The sequence below is a fragment of the Streptomyces sp. NPDC049577 genome, from assembly GCF_040675635.1.
Classification (GTDB): domain Bacteria; phylum Actinomycetota; class Actinomycetes; order Streptomycetales; family Streptomycetaceae; genus Streptomyces.
This window is the reverse complement of record NZ_JBFAPH010000014.1, coordinates 12,338-29,308: the sequence shown is the minus strand read 5'-3', so window position 1 is coordinate 29,308 and position 16,971 is coordinate 12,338. Positions and strand designations below refer to the sequence as shown.

Annotated in this window: 17 protein-coding genes and 1 pseudogene; 14 read left to right on the top strand and 4 right to left on the bottom strand. The window is 70.0% G+C overall.

Annotated features, from left to right (window positions below; genetic code table 11):
- Positions 1-218: 218 nt before the first annotated feature.
- From dnaB to AB0K09_RS03600, 4 genes and pseudogenes are all read right to left on the bottom strand, one after another.
- Positions 219-1,619, bottom strand: a complete 1,401-nt coding sequence (gene dnaB / locus AB0K09_RS03615; protein WP_366063608.1) for a replicative DNA helicase — start codon at positions 1,617-1,619, stop codon at positions 219-221.
- A 61-nt stretch (positions 1,620-1,680) separates the two neighbouring features.
- Positions 1,681-2,025, bottom strand: coding sequence for a hypothetical protein (locus AB0K09_RS03610; RefSeq protein WP_366063609.1), 345 nt, complete (start codon positions 2,023-2,025; stop codon positions 1,681-1,683).
- A 522-nt stretch (positions 2,026-2,547) separates the two neighbouring features.
- Positions 2,548-2,736, bottom strand: a pseudogene (locus tag AB0K09_RS03605) (helix-turn-helix domain-containing protein); the annotation flags it as partial.
- A gap of 510 nt (positions 2,737-3,246) precedes the next feature.
- Positions 3,247-3,993 carry a GntR family transcriptional regulator gene (locus AB0K09_RS03600; protein WP_366063591.1) on the bottom strand — a complete coding sequence of 249 codons (747 nt, stop codon included), beginning with the start codon at positions 3,991-3,993 and terminating at the stop codon, positions 3,247-3,249.
- Between the two features lie 498 nt (positions 3,994-4,491).
- On the opposite strand from AB0K09_RS03600, the gene AB0K09_RS03595 reads away from it, so the two are divergent.
- The 14 genes from AB0K09_RS03595 (at position 4,492) to AB0K09_RS03530 (ending at position 16,861) form a co-directional block, all read left to right on the top strand.
- The gene (locus tag AB0K09_RS03595; RefSeq protein ID WP_366063590.1) at positions 4,492-4,863 is read left to right on the top strand and encodes a hypothetical protein; all 372 of its coding nucleotides are present in this window, start codon (positions 4,492-4,494) and stop codon (positions 4,861-4,863) included.
- A gap of 112 nt (positions 4,864-4,975) precedes the next feature.
- Positions 4,976-5,266 carry a hypothetical protein gene (locus tag AB0K09_RS03590; RefSeq protein ID WP_366063589.1) on the top strand — a complete coding sequence of 97 codons (291 nt, stop codon included), beginning with the start codon at positions 4,976-4,978 and terminating at the stop codon, positions 5,264-5,266.
- Positions 5,263-6,042: a hypothetical protein gene (locus tag AB0K09_RS03585; RefSeq protein WP_366063588.1), complete on the top strand. Its 780-nt coding sequence runs from the start codon at positions 5,263-5,265 to the stop codon at positions 6,040-6,042. The genes AB0K09_RS03590 and AB0K09_RS03585 overlap by 4 nt, the downstream gene beginning before the upstream one ends.
- Positions 6,039-7,454 carry a hypothetical protein gene (locus AB0K09_RS03580; protein ID WP_366063587.1) on the top strand — a complete coding sequence of 472 codons (1,416 nt, stop codon included), beginning with the start codon at positions 6,039-6,041 and terminating at the stop codon, positions 7,452-7,454. The genes AB0K09_RS03585 and AB0K09_RS03580 overlap by 4 nt, the downstream gene beginning before the upstream one ends.
- A gap of 79 nt (positions 7,455-7,533) precedes the next feature.
- The gene (locus AB0K09_RS03575) at positions 7,534-7,893 is read left to right on the top strand and encodes a hypothetical protein (RefSeq protein WP_366063586.1); all 360 of its coding nucleotides are present in this window, start codon (positions 7,534-7,536) and stop codon (positions 7,891-7,893) included.
- Complete coding sequence (locus AB0K09_RS03570; protein ID WP_366063585.1) at positions 7,890-9,593, top strand: hypothetical protein; 1,704 nt, start codon at positions 7,890-7,892, stop codon at positions 9,591-9,593. Before AB0K09_RS03575 ends, AB0K09_RS03570 begins: the two co-directional genes overlap by 4 nt.
- Positions 9,594-9,681: 88 nt before the next feature.
- Positions 9,682-12,015: a hypothetical protein gene (locus AB0K09_RS03565; RefSeq protein WP_366063584.1), complete on the top strand. Its 2,334-nt coding sequence runs from the start codon at positions 9,682-9,684 to the stop codon at positions 12,013-12,015.
- Between the two features lie 209 nt (positions 12,016-12,224).
- A complete protein-coding gene (locus tag AB0K09_RS03560; RefSeq protein ID WP_366063583.1) occupies positions 12,225-12,737 on the top strand; it encodes a hypothetical protein in 513 nt (170 codons plus the stop codon).
- 13 nt (positions 12,738-12,750) lie between these two features.
- Positions 12,751-13,128 (top strand): hypothetical protein, encoded by a 378-nt coding sequence (locus AB0K09_RS03555; protein WP_366063582.1) that lies wholly within the window; start codon positions 12,751-12,753, stop codon positions 13,126-13,128.
- 20 nt (positions 13,129-13,148) lie between these two features.
- The gene (locus tag AB0K09_RS03550; protein WP_366063581.1) at positions 13,149-13,454 is read left to right on the top strand and encodes a hypothetical protein; all 306 of its coding nucleotides are present in this window, start codon (positions 13,149-13,151) and stop codon (positions 13,452-13,454) included.
- A complete protein-coding gene (locus AB0K09_RS03545) occupies positions 13,451-14,056 on the top strand; it encodes a Pycsar system effector family protein (RefSeq protein WP_366063580.1) in 606 nt (201 codons plus the stop codon). Before AB0K09_RS03550 ends, AB0K09_RS03545 begins: the two co-directional genes overlap by 4 nt.
- A gap of 13 nt (positions 14,057-14,069) precedes the next feature.
- Positions 14,070-14,672: a hypothetical protein gene (locus AB0K09_RS03540; protein WP_366063579.1), complete on the top strand. Its 603-nt coding sequence runs from the start codon at positions 14,070-14,072 to the stop codon at positions 14,670-14,672.
- 351 nt (positions 14,673-15,023) lie between these two features.
- Complete coding sequence (locus AB0K09_RS03535) at positions 15,024-15,791, top strand: ParA family protein (protein WP_366063578.1); 768 nt, start codon at positions 15,024-15,026, stop codon at positions 15,789-15,791.
- Positions 15,788-16,861, top strand: coding sequence for a ParB/RepB/Spo0J family partition protein (locus AB0K09_RS03530; protein WP_366063577.1), 1,074 nt, complete (start codon positions 15,788-15,790; stop codon positions 16,859-16,861). Before AB0K09_RS03535 ends, AB0K09_RS03530 begins: the two co-directional genes overlap by 4 nt.
- Positions 16,862-16,971: the final 110 nt, after the last annotated feature.

The following is a 16,971-nucleotide window of genomic DNA, read 5'->3' as shown; positions in this document are numbered from 1 at the left end:
GTGGCATACGCCGGACTCCTGACCAGCGGTTTTCCCGCAGTCTCACGACGATGGCACACGGTTCAGTCTCACGAGACGTGGCACATCCTCGGCAAGCTGCACGAATGGTGAGCGGTGCAAGCCGCTGACCTGCGGCGTCTCAGTTCGATGCCGCGTTCGATGCCAAGATCGTGAGATTGTGCCGCGCAATCTGAGATCCCACAACTCTTGGGACATTCTCAGTCGTGTGCCATGTCCACAAATCGGGAGTAATGTCCCTGGAAGGCCACTGTCACCGTCGCCGTCGGGCCGTTGCGGTGCTTGTCCACGATCAAGTCGGCCTCCCCCGCACGGGGGGACTCCTTCTCGTAGGCGTCGTCGCGATGAAGCAGGATCACGATATCGGCGTCCTGCTCCAGTGCGCCGCTTTCCCGCAGATCCGACTTCATCGGCTTCTTGTCCGTGCGCTGCTCGGGACCACGGTTGAGCTGCGCAAGAACGACGACAGGCACGTTGAGCTCCTTGGCGAGGAGCTTGAGGTCGCGTGACATCTGGGACACCTCGACCTGCCGGTTCTCCGCCCGCCGGCCGCTGGACTGGATCAGCTGGAGGTAGTCGATCACGATGAGGTCCAGGCCGTGGCGCTGCTGGCGGCGCCGGGCCTTGGCCTTGATCTGCATGACGGTGCGGTTCGGATCGGTGTCCAGGTGGATCGGGGCGGCGTTGATCTCCGGACTCTTGTCGCGGATGCGGTCCCAGTCGTCGTCGGTCATGCCGCCCTTTGTGCGCAGGTGGTGCAGGGCGACCTTGGCCTGGGCGGAGTAGATACGCTGCTTGATCTCCGTTCGGGACATTTCCAGTGAGAAGAACAGCACGTGCTTCCCGTTTTTGATGGCGGCCGCGCGTACGAAGTCGATGGCCAGCGTCGATTTACCGATGGCCGGACGGGCCGCGACGATGATCATCTGGCCGCCGTGCAGGCCGCCCGTCAGGTTGTCCAGGTCGGTGAAGCCGGTCGGAACGCCGTCGGCCCGGCCGTGCTTTTGGAAGGCTTCCAACTCGTCCATGAACGCGTCGTCGTCGTCGCCGATGTCGGCGCTTTCGTCGTCGGTGCGATCCCCGGCGATCCCGGTGATCTCGGCCCCGGCGGCGTCCACCAAGTCGGTCGCGTCGCCCTCGGCGGCGTAGGCGGAGGCGGCGATGCGCGTTCCAGCCTCGGCCAGGCGACGGAGGACGGCCTTCTCGTGGATGATCTCCGCGTAGTACGGGACGTCGGCCCAGCTGGGGCACTGCTGCACCAGGTGGTGCAGGTAGGCAGCGCCGCCCACGCGGGCGAGGTCGCCGCGCTTCTTGAGCTCGGCGGCCACGGTGATGGGGTCGGCCGGCTGTCCGGCGACGTACATGTCGACGATCGTGTTGAAGATCGTCTCATGGGCGGGGTAGTAGAAGTCGGCCCCGTTCTTGATGATCTCGACGGCCTCGCCGATGGCGGACTTCGCCATGAGCATGCCACCCAGCCCGGCTTGTTCAGCGTCCCGGTCATTCGGCGGGACACGGCCGAAGTCGCCACCGGCAGGAACCGCCTCGCGGTCGTCCGTCATCCGGGCATCTGGGATCATGGGCATGTTGGGTCTCCTGATCTCGGTTGGGAGGCTGCGGGCCGCTCCGGGGCAATCGGGGCGGCCCGCGCTTGTATGCGGGTCAGGCCGCCGGCACGGCGGTCAGCTTGACCTGGGGGTGCTTGCAGATCGCGATACGGCCGTCCGGCCGCTCGTACTGGCCGTACTCGTCGCAGACGGTGCACGCCGCGATCAAGTCGGCCCGGGACGGACCATGCGGTGCCGCGGCCGTGGCAGGCGGCGGGTTGTGCTCCGCGTGGACCAGGAGGTCCTTGCCCCACTTCGGCAGCTCGGCGGCCAGCTTGACGACGTGCGCAAGCGGCCAGCCGTACCCCAGTAGCTGAGCGGCCTGCTCGCGAATGCTCTCGATGACGGACGGCAGGGGAAACGCACCGCAGTGGCTGACGTACGCGTTCGCCACTGCCACCAGGTCCTGCTCAGCAACTGCTTCAGCAACTGGCGCCATCGGCTCAGCACTGCGCTGGCCAGGTACCGGGGCATGGGTGTCCGGCGAAGACGGCATCTCTCTCTCCTCCTGAACCGCGCCCCGTGACGGCGGCTGCGGCTGCGATCCACCGTCACCACCGTGACCGGAGAGAGAAGAGTTCAATTCCTTAGAACTATTGGTGCTCGATTTGAGCACCCGCTTCGGCTCATTTTGAACACCCGCTCCGTCCTGCTCAGGGGTCGGGTGTTCAGATTGAGCACCCGCTGACCTGCGGGTTTTCTTCGGGTGTTCAGATCGAGCACCCGCTCGGGACGGTGTAGTGCTCGGGTGCTCAGATTGAACACCCGCTGCTGTGCGGCACTCCTGTCGGATGGTGTGCCCTCCGACGCACCCCTCCTTGTGGCCCCCGCAGAGGTCATAGACGGGCGGCCGCTTGTCCGCCGGGAGGTGATCCGTCAGGGCCGGGTCGCCAGGCAGGAGGACACGGCGCGAGGCGAGCGCGCGGACGTGCTTCAGGACGGTGGAGCGGCCCATCTTGCAGAGGCGCGCGAGGGTTGCGGCCGAGGGGTAAGCGCCGCGCAGGTCCGGGCCGCAGTGGTTGGCGATTCGCAGCAGGACGAACGCCTCGCCGCCGTTCTGGCAAAGATCGACACCGACCTCATCGACCCACGTCTGTGCCTGGTAGCTCACCGGGCACCCCCGGTCAGGGGGGCGGTGTCCAGACCGGGTGTGGCGCCGCGCTGGCGCGAGACTGTGATGTGAGCGACACCACGTCTTGAGGCTTCACCCAAGGGGGTGGCGGTGGTAAAGGGGGTCCAGGCAAGAGGAATCGCCTGGTCAACCTGATGATTCAGGCCGTGCACGGTGGTCGCTTTCCCGCGGGCAGCGAAACAGGAAGTCAGCCCTACTGCACGAACCGGCGTCGGGCCCGCTATCGTGGACCCGGACGCGGTTCGACGCGAGCGAGGGGAAGCTCCCGAGCCGCTACCGCGAACGTCGGGCCGTTGACTCGATCAAACTTTGGCGAGAGAGACGAGTCTTCGGCTTGGTTGGCCCGGACCTTCTGGTCCGGGCCTTCTGCTTTCTGTGTCCCTTTGATTACGAAGGGACGTTGCGCATGGTATCGCCCGGCCGGTCAGCCGCCGCACCAATACCAGCTCACCCGGGCGCGCCTGACATGTCGTCCGCATTTGATACGGATTAGACCCCCAGTTCGTAGACGAGGCGGTGCCGGTCGCCGGGGGCAATCGTGCGCACTACATAGATGGGCGTGGTGTCGCCGTGGCCAGTGCGCACGTGATCGGCCACGGGTGTCCCGGGCGGGAGGCTCAGGGGCTCGGCCTCCTCCGGTGTCGGCATCCGCACATCGATCTCGTCCCGCACGCGCTGTTGGGGGTGCCCGGCTTGGGCCAGGACGGTGGCGGGGCGAGCTACTTCCCTCTGCTCGGCGAGGGGGGTGTTCCTTACGAGGCCGGCGGGGAACCACATGTTGACCAGCTGGAACGGTCTGCCGTCCACGGTGCGGAGGTGCTCGCGTCGGACGACTTCCTCGCCGGGGTCGAGGTGCAGCCAGGCCGCGACCTCTTCTGACGCACCCTCGGTGGTGACGCTGAGCGTCTGTGCGGGTTCCCGGCCCGCTTCCCTGATGGCGGTTGCCCAGTCGTCCATGACGGCCGCGCCCTGCGTCGAGCTGGTCAAGTTCCAGGTGATAGGCCGGGAAGCCCGTACGCGCCGCCGGCCGCCCCGCTCGCCGACAACGAGCCCTTCGACCTTCAGCACGTCGATACCCGCGCTGACGGTCTTGTGTGAGACCCCGTAGCGACTGGCGAGCTCCCGGCTCGTGGGCAGCACCGCGCCCGGCGGCAGCTTGCCGCCTCTGATCTGCGCCCTGATGTCGTCGGCGATCGAGCGGGCGGTGGCCCGCTGATCACCCTTCGCCTTCTCCATGGCCGCTGAGTGTACCCACGGAATCCGACTTTGGTACACAACCAGACCGCGCAGACGACTTCTCGGATCAAGTTAGGTACTTAACTCTTGACATGGTGGCACCGAAGACCTGTAGTGTCCTCTCCAGCGGCGGAAGTTAAGTACCGAACTTTGGGGTGTGGCTACGCCGGATCGGGCACTTCTGCGCCCGGGTGCGTCCCTGGAACCGGTCCCCTTGGGGCTAGGCCGGGAGAACGCAGGTGCCTTGAGAACTCAACAGCGTGCGAAGAGAAAAAACGCCCTCGGTGCTGGTCACAGCACTTCAAGAACCAATACGAGGGCCGACGTCCAGACAGTTTCGGCCCGGCGCATCCGCCTCGACGGGGATGTGCCGCGGCCGTGCCCGTCTGGGCCACATCCACCATCCCGGCGCCCTTAAACGGGCGCGGCCCCGGACAAGGCGTTGCACCGCCCCCGGGGCCACTTCGGAACCCATCTCACCCAAGGAGTGGATCCCGCATGAACAACATCATGACGGAACCGGTGGTCATCCGGCGAATCCCGCCGGTACTCGCCGACGCCGCCACGCGGATCGGGCTGTCGCTGGAGCTCGGCATCGACGCCGACCTGATCACCGGCAGCGAGTACGACATCCCCGAGACCCTGAGCGAGCAGCAGCGCCGCGACGCGCTGCTCGCCTGCTTCACCGAGGACTACACCCGCCGCGAGGCCCTGGCCGACATGGTCACCTCCGGCTTCCTGCCCCTCGACGACCTCAACCACGCCGCCGCGCACCTGACGGTCATGGCCTCGGTCCTCGACGAGATCGAGGACGAAGACAACCGGAGCGGCTTCGAGCCCGAGGCGATGGCGTGGGGGTGGGCAGCGTGACGGACAACGACCGCAAGGCAATGTCCGACAAGCTCCGCGAGGTCAACCGCCGCTCGACCGGCAACGACGCGGGGAAGAACGGCGTCGCTGTCGCCGGATCGGCGGTGGCGCTGTGACGAGCCGAGCCGAACTCGCCCGCATCGGGCGCCGCATCGTGAGCGGCGCTGACAAGCTGCACCCGGCGGCGCTGGCCGCCCTCATCGCGGTGCTCCTGGGCCTGGCCTACGGCGTCGGCCTCGTCCTGGAGCCCGCCCTGATCGCGGCCGTCACCGCGCTGGTCGCGGCGGTCAAGGCCGCCGCGGTCCTGGCGGCCGCTGGCCTGGCGGGCCGCTGCGCGGTCCGCGCCACCGTCCACCACTCCTCCCGCCCCGGTTCGCGCAGCCCCAAGGAGGCCCACGCATGATCCGGCTCATCCGCGCCCGCCTCCTGGCCGCCTTGACCGACCAGCGCGACCGCGCCGAGGCCCGCATCCCGGCCGTGCAGCTGCGTCTCGCCGGGGTCAAGGCCGAACGCGACCAGCTGCTGCGCGACTTCGACGACCGCGCCATGCTCGTCCAGGCGCAGGCCGCCAAGCTGGAGCGCAACCTGCGCACCGAGCAGGAGCGGGCCGAGGCCCTGGCCGCCCAGCTGAAGCAGATCCGCGAGGAGCTGGCCGCGCTCCGCACGGTCGAGCGGTGGCTCCAGACCACGGTCGAGCACTACCTCGCCGTGGCGGACGCGCCGGTGGAGGTCATCGTCCGCGACGGCGTCGTCCACGGCGTCGAGCGGTCCCGCGAGAGCGCGAAGGAGGCTGTCCGCCGGATCGATCCGGCGATCACTTCCTGGTCGCCGGTGCCGCCCGACGGGGACCTGCGCAGCGGCTGGCTCGTGAATACCCACCGCCTGCCGGAGCCGCCGCGGCCCCCGCACTATGCGGAACTCCAGGCGCACTACTGGCCTGAGGGCGACGCCCCGCAGCTTCGGGAACCGGACCGCTCGCCCGAGGCCGACCGCAGCTCGTGGCCGTTGGCCGGCCTCGACGAGGGGGAGTGGGCCGAGTTCCTGGCCTCGTTGTCCTTCGCTCTCCTCCTGCTGCTGAAGCGCGTGGCCGTCGGCGAGGGCTGGGCGCAGGCCCTTGGCCCGATCGAGGCGGAGGTTGAGCGCCGCCGTGTCGCCGGGAAGGAGGCCGCGGAACAGTGACGGCCTACCAGACCGAAACCCCGCCCACCCACAACGGGCACGCGATGGCCGAACCGCCGTACGGACAGGTGTACATCGGTCCCTCGCCGCGGCGCGAGGAGCGGCGCCGGGACCGTAGGGCCGAACGGGCCGAGAGGCGGGAAGACCGGCACCAGGATCGCGAAGAGCGGCGCCGGGATCGCGAGCACAAGCGCCAGCTCAAGACCACCGAGCACAACGCCAAGGTCGCCCGGAAGATGCAGCAGCGCGCGGAGCGGGAGAAGTCCCGGGGCCGCCGCCGCCGGGAACGGCGCGCCGCCTGGCATGCCGCCCAACTCAAGGTCGCCCACCACATGCCGCTGTGGGGCCTGCCGGTCGTCGCCGTCTCCATGGTCCTCGGCTGGACCGGGCAGGCATCGGCCGCCGCCGCCCTCGGGATGGGCATGGGCGCTGTCGGCATCCCGGTCATCACCGAGGGCATGACCCTCACCCTGGCCGGTCTGACCGGGCAGGCCATCGAGCAGAAGCGCCCGCACCGGTGGCTGCTGCGGGCCACGGTGATCACCGCCGTGATCGCGGCCGCCATCAACGCAGCCGGGCACCTGATCGAGGACCACTCGGCCGCCGGCGGCTACCGGGCGGGCGCCTACGCCCTCGCCTCGCTCGCCGCCGTGGCTCTGTGGTGGGTGGTCATGCGCTCGAAGAAGGTCGCGCTGTCCAGGCAGAGCGCGGAGGAAGCCGACCGGTGGCGGCGGCTCGGCCGCCGGCACCCGGTCCTCGTCCGGCGCGCCCGGCGGCTCGCCGACAACACCAACGTCCCCATGGACGAGGCGTACGAGACGGTGTGGACCCGGGCCAACGCGGCCTCACCCGACGAGCCGTCGATCCGCGAGATCCGCGCTGCCCGACGGGCCACCTACCGGCGCGCGCGGGCTGCGTCCTGGGACGGCCGACGCCGGTGGATCCGGCGGGGCACACCGCCGACTGTGGTGGTTCCCGGCCCGGTGGAGCCGGAGCCGGAAGCGGTCGCCGAGACCGTGTCCGACGACGTGCCCGAGGTGATCCCCGCGCCCGTCCTGCCGGTCGCCCTGGTGGTTCCCGGAGCGGACGGTGAGTGGGTGGCGCACCGGGTGCCGGTGCATCCGCTCACTGCGTCCCGCCCTCCGGCGGAAGCGGTTCCCGAGGAGCCCACACCCCGCTTCCCGCAAGGGAAGGAACCGGTTTCCGACCCCGTCCGGGACCAGGTCGACGACGACCGTCTGGAGACGGTCCGGGCCATGGTCGACGAGGTCCTCGAAGCCGGTGGGGACCTGATGAAGGAGCCGTCCGCGCGCAAGACAGCCAAGCGACTGGGATGCAGGCCGGGCACCGCCCGCGCGTTCCTCGCGACCGCGCTCGCCGAGCACGGAATCACCCGGCCCAAGCGCCACTGACCGCCTGCTTCCTTCTCTTCGGGACGCGCCCCGCCCCCTGCCGGGGTGCGTCCCGGGACCTCCCTCTTTTGGAGACTCCGTGTCTGCCCGACTCCTGTCCGCCATCCGCTTCCTGGGCTCCTTCGCCATCGGCGCCCTGGCGGTAGCTACTCCGCTCGCCGCCGGCGGAATCGCCGGACTGTACGCCCACGGCGACCTCAACCAGCTGCTCCCCCACCAACTGCGGCCCGACGGAAGCAGCCTCGGTCTGGCGCTCGTGGCGGCCATGTTCATCTGCATCGCCGTCGAGCGACTGACCGGCGCGTGGTTCGCGAAGATCCAGGCGCGCGTCGGCGGCAAGCGCTGGCCCACCTGCCCGGTCTGCGCCCAGCACATCGAGACCCCCGTCGACGGGGTCTTGCCCGTCCCGGCCCTGCCCCGCCGCCAGGAGGAGCAGTGAGCACCACAACGACCGACGACCCCGCGCTCGACGAGGACCTCCACGAGGACCCGGTCAGCGATGACGAGGCCGATGAGACCGGGGCCGCGGCGCCGTCGACTGCCCGGCCTTCCACCCCGACCCCGCACACCCCCGGCGGGATCCCCGCCGTACCGCTGACTGTCATCGGCGCCAACTCCACGGTCGCCGCAGTGTCCGCCGCCGTCGTGACGGCCGGGGCAGCGACGACCGGCCTGGCGGCCGCTGGCCTGGCGGTCACCGCTGCGGGGGCCACCGCCCTCGCCCGCCGCGCCGCCGCGAAGAGCACCGCCGCAGGCCGGGCCAGCACCACCGGCAGCGGGAAGTCCGCTGGGGGATCGGCCCGCACCCGCACCGGTCCCCTCTCCGGGGGCCTCGGGGGCCGCCGCGCGGCCGACGGCGGCAAGGCGCCGCGGACCCGGAGCGGTTCCGCCCCCGGTTCCCGCACCACAGGCGCCGGTGGCCGTAGCGGTTCCCGCGCCCTGCGGGCCTCCGGCCAGGCCGCCCAACGGCGGGCGGCCGCAGCGGGCGCCGCGAAGAACGCTCGGGCGCTCGGCGCGGTCAAGGCCGCGCGAGCCGCCCGGCAGGCCGCCGCCCCCACCCGGGCGCAGCGGCGTGCGAAGGACACCGCCGACGCCCGCCGTCTGAGCGACGCCCGGCGGGCGGCCAAGGCTCAGCGCAAGGCCGCCAAGCGCGCCGCCAAGGACAAGGCCGCTGGTCGCGGACCGGGTTCTGCCGACAAGCGGCTGAACCTGAAGAAGTCCCCCAAGGACGCCGTCGATGGCGGCCGCGCTGGGCACGCCAAGGACAAGCGGCACAAGGCGGCGGAACGCCGGGCCGGCGCCGCGAGGCTCTCGGCGCGCGAGCGGGCCCGGCGGGCCCGGCGTCGGCTGCGCGACCGGGCCCGGGCCACCCGGGACGAGCACACCCGCCGTCGGCTGTCCCGGCTGCGCGCGGTACGGAAGCGGGCCGGGGCGCGGGCTCGGATGTGGCGGCGGCTGAGTGCCTCGGCGCTGCGCTGCTACGGCCGCAAGCTCCTGGCCGCTGCCATCAGCATCCCCTTCTTCGCGATCGGCCTGATCACCCACCCCATCGGCGTCCGGCTGGGCTGGCGCGGGCTGCAATACCTCGGCCCGCGCGTCTACCGGCGTCTGGCCAACGCCGCCGACCGGGCCCGCGCGGATCGCGACCACGCCATCCGCGGCGAGTACGAGGCGGCGGTCGAGAACGCCGAGAACGACGACCACACGGTGGCGGCGAAGGTCCGCCGTGCCCCTCGCCACCACGCCAACCGCATGAGCACAGGAGGTTCCACCCCCATGTCCACCCCGGCCGGCCCCGGATTCCTGTTCAACGAGAGCGCGGCCGACATGGAAGCCGCGGCGAAGGCGTACGACCCCGACGGCATGATGCACGTCCACGACACCATCCAGGGCTTCCCCGACGCGCTGGAGTCCATCGCCAACACCTTCGCCATCCTCGCCACGAAGGCGGACAGCGAGTTCCCGCTGGAGCCCGAGGTCGGCGCGGCCCTGGACGACATCTACAAGGCGCTCCAGCAGGCCATCGACCAGGCGGAAGAGGCGTTCAAGGTCTTCTGCGCGGTCCACGAGCAGGACATCAAGCGGCACACCGACCCGCGCAACAACGCCGAAGAGAAATGGGACACCACCAACAACTAGCGCCCCCTCCCCCGCCGTTTCGCCCGGGCCCGCACACCGCGTCGTGTGCGGGCCCGGCCCCTTCGCCCCCTGTCAGGAGCTCTGGAAGGTGACTGAGAAGACGATGAGCCGCGAACGCCGCTCCCTCACGCTCACGAAGAAGAAGCCGGGCGACGACACCCGGCTGCCCCCGCTGGACTGGGCCCGCGGACACGGGCCGATCACCGGCGCCCTGTCGGCGACCACCGGCGCCGCAGCCGTCGCCCTGCTGGGCACCGCGACCGGGATGCCGGAAGGCTGGCCGCTGGTCATCGGCGCGGCCGGAGCACTTGGCCACGGCATCGGCCACAGCGTCCGCCGCAGGCTGACCGTACGCTCCGCCGTCGCCCGCGCCGCCTCGTGGCTGGTGGCCGGCGGCTGGACGACCTGGGCCATGGCTCACGGCCCGCTGTCCTGGGCGGCAGCCGGATCGCTGGCCGCCCTGGGCGTGGGCACCTGGGCCGCCGCCTCGCACACTGCCGCCTGGGAGGAAGTCGTCGAGGAGGAGCGGTTCTCCGCCGAGGCCCAGGCCGCGGCCGCCGAACTCGACACCAAGCGCCGCATGATCGCCAGCGAGTGGCAGGACCGCATCAAACGCGTCGCCACCGTCGACGTCAAGGTGATCGCGGTGGAGTTCTGGGAGACCGGCGCCGGCTACTCGCTGGAGGCCGAACTGCCGGGCGGCGGCGTGACCTGGGACCGCATCGGGGCCCGCTCCCGGGCGCTGGCCGCCGACGCCCGGCTGCCGCTCGGCTGCACTGTCCGCGTCGAAGAGGGCGAGGCCCAGGGCCTCGTCGTGGTCGACGTCATGACCAAGAACATCATGCGCGACGAGGTGCTGTACCCGGAGGACTACAGCCCCCTGTCGCTCCTGACCGGCATCCCGTGGGGCCTACGGCCCACCGGCGAGGAGATCCAGGTCTTCCTCCGCGAGGCGTGCGCCCTGATCCTCGGCCCGCCCGGATCCGGCAAGAGCACGTTCATGGACGTCATCATCGCGGGCTTCGCCCGCTGCGTGGACGTCGTCACTTGGGTAATCGACCTCAAGATGGGCGCCATCGGCATTCCGTGGGTGACACCGTGGCTGGAGGCCCGTGGGCTGATCGACCCGGACGACCCGGACGACAAGGCGCCCGCCGGCACCAAGCCGGGCATCGACTGGCTCGCCTCCACCCCCAAGGAAGCCATCCGCATGCTCAAGGCGGCCCTGCGCATCAACAAGGCCCGCCAGCTGCATTACCAGAAGCTGATGCGGAAGATGGACACCACTCTGCTGCCCATCTCGGCGACCCTGCCGCAGATCGAGATCCTCATCGACGAGGGCGCCGAGATCCTCGCCCATGCCAACAACCGGCGCGAACCGGAGAAGCGCGAACTTGCCGAGCTCATCAGGGAGGGCATGCGCACCACCCGGGCCATGGCCGAGCGGTTCGTGCTCACCGCCGTGGACGGCAACGTGAGCACCATCGGCGACACCGTCGTCAAGCGATTCAGCCCGGTCTCGGCCGCGCTGACCTCCGGCGAGAACTCCGGTCACAACGTGGGCAAGCTCTTCCCCCGGGCCCGTATCGACACCTCCCAGCTCAACGAGAAGGGCGCCGGCATCATCGCCGACAGCGGCGCCGACGGCTTCGCCGCCACCGAGTTCAAGGGCTGGAAGTCGCTGCCGTCGATGGTCCGCAAGGTCGTGCTTGCCACCAACGACCGCCGCATCGAGCTGGACGCCATCTCGGCGGAGGCCGCCGGGGAGGACTACCGCGACCGCTGGAGCCCCGAGCGCGCCGGCTGGCTCGTCACCGTCGCCCACGCCGCCCGCCTCGGCGAGGACCCCGACGGCAACGACACCGCAGCGGGCGGCACGACCACCGCTGTCGTCGAACCGCCCGAGCCTCCGGCGGCCGACACACGGCGCCGCAAGTCGCTGGGCCTGTCGTACGAACGGAAGGCCAGCGAGGACCCCGACGTCCTCGCCGCACAGCTCATGGCAGAGATCGAGAAGCGCTTCGGCACCACCGAGGAACCCGAGCGTCCCGGCCCCGGAGACCGGCCCGAGCCGGGCGATGGCAACGACGGCAAGCCCGGTGGCCGCCCCCGCTCCCTGGGCCTGTCCTACGAGCGCAAGGCCAGTGACCCGCAACCCCCGGAGGCCGCTCCGGCCGAGGAACCCGCCGGGCCGACACCGCCGTCGAGCCCGTCACCGGAGGGGCCCGACTGGCTCCCCCAGGCGCTGGAGGCGATCGAGTCGGCCGGCGCGACCGGCATGAAGGTCGGTCAGATCGCCGCCTTGGTTCAACGGGACCGCAAGACCGTCCGCCCGGTCCTGCAAGACGCCGCCGCCCGCGGACTCCTCGTCTACCGCGAGGCCGGACCGCAGTCGGTCTTCCTCCACCCCGACCACGCCTGACCCGTCACAGACGGCTACCGAGTAGTGGGTAGTGGGGTCCACCCCACTACCCACTACAGACCCCCACTAGCCCAAAAACGGCTATCAGCCTGCGCTTTTACTGGAGACCCAAGTACCCACTACCCACCCCCACTACCCGCTACGGACACAGAGCGTGACTCACGTGTGAGCGGCCGACAGGGCGCTCACCCCGGCCCCCAAGGACCCCGGTGGACACCACCCGCAACCACATCACCGCCCTCGCCCGGGCCGACCAGCCCTGGGCGCACCCCCGTTCCACGACACCGGCCCCGCTCTTCCACCCGCCCGCCCCCGGCGCCCAGCAGGGCGTCGTCGTCCCGGCCGAACAACTCGCCGCACTCATCGCCGCTGCCCAGCTCACCCAGCAGATGCCCCCCGCCTCGGCGCCTACGGCCGCCCCGGTGGAGACCCGCATATCCGGACGGGCCAAGGGCGCCGCCCTCGTCACCGCCGCTGGTGGCATCGGGGTCGGGACTGCGGCCGCAGGCATCGGCTACGGCGCTGGCCTCGTCGCCGACAAATCGGAGGGCCTTTTGACCGCAGCCCTGGCACTCGGGATCGGCAGTGGCTCCATCGCTGCCCTGGTCCTGCTCCTGCGTTTCCTCTTCGCCGGCCGCCCCCGCGGCGGCGCCTCGACCACCACCATCCACCAGACCGTGACCAGTTCCTGGTTCTCCAAGGGCTCCATCCACAACCACTGACGAAGGGACCACCGTGACCGAGATCAACCCCGTTCCACCACCGCCCTTCACCTTCCGTGACGCCTACTCCCGCGCCCCCCAGGTACTCACCGAGGCATACGCCGTCCTCCGGCTCCAAGTCCTCACCGGCGACGCCCACAGCACCCCAGACGAACGCCGCGAGTACCTGCTGCGCCACGCCGCCCTCGCCGACCGCCAGGCGGAGACGACCAGCAAGCGGGACGACATCGCCAAGGCCGAGCGAACCGCCGAGCGCCTACTCGACCACGACCGCCAGCACGGCGTCACCGCGGGCCTCTACGGCCAGGACCACCCGGTGTGGACCCACCACGGTGTCCGCGGCTACGTCCGCCAGGAGTACGCCACCTGGTACCCCGACCACCTCAACTGACCCGCCGCGAAGGGAAGCCCGTGACCCTCTTACAAGCCGTCCTGACCCGCTGCGGCCGACGCTGCGGATGCGAAGGAGCCTGCGGCCGGACCCACCCGACCGGCACGTGCACCTCCTCCCGCGACCTCACCGCCGCCCCGTACCCCGCCCGCGCCACCGACGCCCAGAACGCAAACGTCCAGCCGGGAGACCTTCGCCCCTGGTGCGGGCCCTGCTGGGACCACGCCCGCGGCCGCGCCTGCCAGGACGCCGCGGCCGCGCGCCAACAGCAGATGGAGAAGGGCCAGCAGAGCCTGTTCGATCTGATCTCGGGGAACGCCGCGTGACGACCACGGACCCCCGACTTGACGCTCGCCTCGCCGAGGCCGACGCCACCGCACGCAAGGAGATCGAGCGCAGCGAGCCCAAGTCCGGCGCCCTGCTGTCCGCCTTCAGCATCCCCTTGGCCGTCCTCGTCGCCACGGTCCCCGGACGCCACCTCCCGCCGGCCGTCGCCCTGCTCGCCACCGTGGGCGCTGTCGGGCTCGCCGCCGCCGTGAAAGCGGTCCTCTTCACCATCCGGCCGCACATCACCGGAGCCCCCCGCGGCACATACCTCTACTGGGCCACCCTCGACCCGGCCACCCCCCAAGACCTGATCGATGACCTACTCGAAGAGCGCCGTGCCGAGGACGTCATCCGCCTGGCCAAGCTCGCCCGCGCGAAGCACCGCAGGACTCGCCTGGCATCGACATCACCGTGGCCGCGCTCCTCGCCCTGGACGTGGCCCTGTTCGTCGCCCTCCTATAGCGGCCGGCCGCAGCCGCTACGGGCATTCCCGCCCCTGCCGACCGTACGAGACGACAGGATGAAGCCCGGAGTCACTGACGCCGGCCCGGGCCTCGCGGCCAACCCGCCAGGACCCCCACGCCTGGCTCTCTACATCTGACTAGGAGCGCCCCGTGCACTGGACCCCGACCACACTCGTGTTGATCGACGAGGCCACCGACCGCGACCGCGCATCGGACGGCCGCTCCCGCTACGGCGTCTACCTCCGTCAGCAGGAGCCCAAGCGCTGGTTCATGGACAAGATTGAGGCCCGCGACCCCGCCGCCTTCGCCCGCTTCGCCTGGACCGCCGGCATCGGCCCCATCATGTCCCCCGGCTACGCCGTCGTACGGCCCGACCTCAACATCCGTGTCAGCCGCGCCGAGTACGACAACTCCCTCCTCGTCCTCATCGACGTGCGCCTGCATCACGACGCGCTCGACAAGAAGCACCGGCCCCCCTACCGGATCGCGACGTGGGAGACCATCAGCGACAGCGGTGGCTACCCCGCGCGCATCGAGCCGGAGAACGAAGCCAAGACCGCACTGCTGCTCACCGCCACGCTGCGCGTCTCTGGTGCCGCTTGGGACCTTTGGCAGCCCTCCGGCGAGCTGGAGGGCGAGGCTCTGACCGACGACGCGAAGAGTGCCGTACGGCGCCTGGCGGAGCTCATCAACGAGCACGCCGGCTCGAAGGTCGCCACCCTCCTCGGTAACGAGGCTGGCTGCTGGGAGTAGCCAGGCACTCCATCATCGCGCGTCTAGGCCCGACCTCCGGCTCTCTGCCAGGAGGGCGGGCCTTTTCGGATTTGGAGCGTGGCTGGTGCTGCACGTCGGACGCGGCCCCCAGGTGATGCGGGCGGCTTGTCTGCTGCCAGGGTGGTGCCCGGAAGAGGTTTACGGCCGTAAAACCCGAGCTCGGGGGCGGCGTCGATCTGGGTGCTGCGGGCCTCGTGACTCGCTCGGCTTTACGGCCGTAAAACCGCACGGCACCTGCATGCCTTGGTTGGCCCCCCTCTGATCGTCTGAGAGGATGCTTCCCGTCCATCCGAAGTACCGGGTTCCCGGGAAGTAGTCGGAGAGTAGTGCATGCCCTACATCACCGTGCTCTTGAACCGTAAGGGCGGGGTCGGCAAGTCGCTTTTGACGGTCAACCTCGCTGCGGTCTACGCCGAGATCCTCGGCTGCGACACAGTCGCCGCCGAAGGTATGACCGCAAGCGACAGTCCGTCCGTTGCGGTCGTCTCAATAGACCCCCAGGGCACCAGCATCGAACACGCCGAGAAGGTCAGGAAAGCTGGCAGGCCAGTCCCCTTCCGTGTGGTCGACGCAAGCCAGAACCTCGACAAGCTGCGTCGTCTTCGGCGCGCCAAGGCGGACATCATCCTCGTCGACACCCCGGGCTTCATGCCGCTGAAGGCGGAAGACGACGAAGACGAGTCCATCGACCCCCTAGGCGACGGAACCACCGGGGATGCGCTGCGAGCCGTCCTCGACGTTGCTGATGACGTCATCGTCCCCCTCGAAGCCGAGGGGTCAGCCTTCACCCCGACCAGGGTCACCGTTGAGAGGGTTCTTATCCCCCGCCAGATCCCCTACGGTGTCGTCGTCAACAACTGGGACCCCCGCGACGGCACCGCCGACCGGGATCGCACGATCAGCCTCGTCCAGCGCAGAGGCTGGGAGCTATATAACGCCACTGTCCGTCACTACAAGCCGCACACCCGCGGCATCACCAACGGACGATTCTGCACCCAGTACGAGTCCAACCACATCGCCACCAAGGCCAAGCAGGACTTCGTATCTCTCGCCTTGGAGCACCAGCTCCGCCGTCAGAAGTACGCAGGGGTCCGATGATGGCCAAGCGCGATGAGTTCGACGACTTCTTTGGGGATGACGATGACGCCCCAACCGTCGACACCCGAGCCGACGGCCGCCTGCTGCGGGTCCCGCTCAGCCGGCTCGCTCCCAACCTGGTCAACCCTCGTACCGACTTCGGTAGCGAAGCCGAGCTAATTGACCTTGGTAAGAGCCTGCGGCGCCGTCAGGTCCAGGCGTGCCCTGCCGTCAGCCGCAGCGCATACCTGAAGCTGTGGCCTGACCACGGCAAGCAGATCGGCGAGGTCGACTACGTCCTCGTCGCTGGTGAGCGTCGATACCGGGGCGCAGTAGCCGCCGGCAACGCCACCCTTAACTGTATTGTCGACGACGGCTTGGCCGGAGACCGCAAGACGTTCATGGAGGCTGTGGTCTCGGAGAACGTCGACCGGCAGAACTTCAACCCCGTCGAAGAGGCGTACGCCGTCCAATCCCTCGTTGCCGAATTCGGCTCCAACCGCGCCGTAGCCCAGCACTTCGAGCGGGTCGACGGATGGGTCACCCAGCGCATCCTCCTCACCCACCTGGCCCCCGAGGTTCAGGACCTGGTGCGGAAGAAGGCCATGCCGCTCGACGCTGCGCGATCCCTGGGTAAGTTGGCCCGGGACTATACGTGGGGCGCGGCAGAACAACTGGCGTGGTGGCGAGACGAGCAGGAGCAGCGGGCGGCAGCATCTGCTGAGCGGTCGGCCGCTAAGAAGGCCGCTAAGGCGTCCGCCGTGGCCAAATCGCTGACAGGCGAGCCACCTGCCAGGTCTGAGAAGCAGGGGGCGGATCCGTTTTACGGCCGTAAAACGGATCCGGCTGACCCGCTTACGCAGGAACCGCCTCCCAATGTGGCGGAGGAGGGCGCGCCGGCCGTTCCTGGACAGGCCACCCCACCCGAAGCGGCGACTGTCACAGGGGGCCAGCAGACCCAGAGGTTCCCCTATGAAGACGGTGCCCGCGCAGCACAACACCTGATCAACAAGATGCCGATGGTCGAGCTCAACAAGATGCTGGACCTGCTCAATGAGCACAGAGAACAACAGGTTGCATCCGCTCGTTGACCAGCCCATCTGAGTGCTTCTGCTGGAGACTGGCGGCGGCCCCACCTCAGAGACGGGCATGGGGGAGGGGGGGCGCCCCCCGGGGGAGCGGGGGGGGGGCCCCCGGCCCA

Bases quoted from the DNA above. Each gene is read 5' to 3' on its own strand.
- AB0K09_RS03595 (WP_366063590.1), top strand. From the start codon at position 4,492: ATGAACAACATCATGACGGAACCGGTGGTCATCCGGCGAATCCCGCCG.
- AB0K09_RS03585 (WP_366063588.1), top strand. From the start codon at position 5,263: ATGATCCGGCTCATCCGCGCCCGCCTCCTGGCCGCCTTGACCGACCAG.
- AB0K09_RS03530 (WP_366063577.1), top strand. From the start codon at position 15,788: ATGATGGCCAAGCGCGATGAGTTCGACGACTTCTTTGGGGATGACGAT.
- AB0K09_RS03535 (WP_366063578.1), top strand. From the start codon at position 15,024: ATGCCCTACATCACCGTGCTCTTGAACCGTAAGGGCGGGGTCGGCAAG.
- AB0K09_RS03600 (WP_366063591.1), bottom strand. From the start codon at position 3,993: ATGGAGAAGGCGAAGGGTGATCAGCGGGCCACCGCCCGCTCGATCGCC.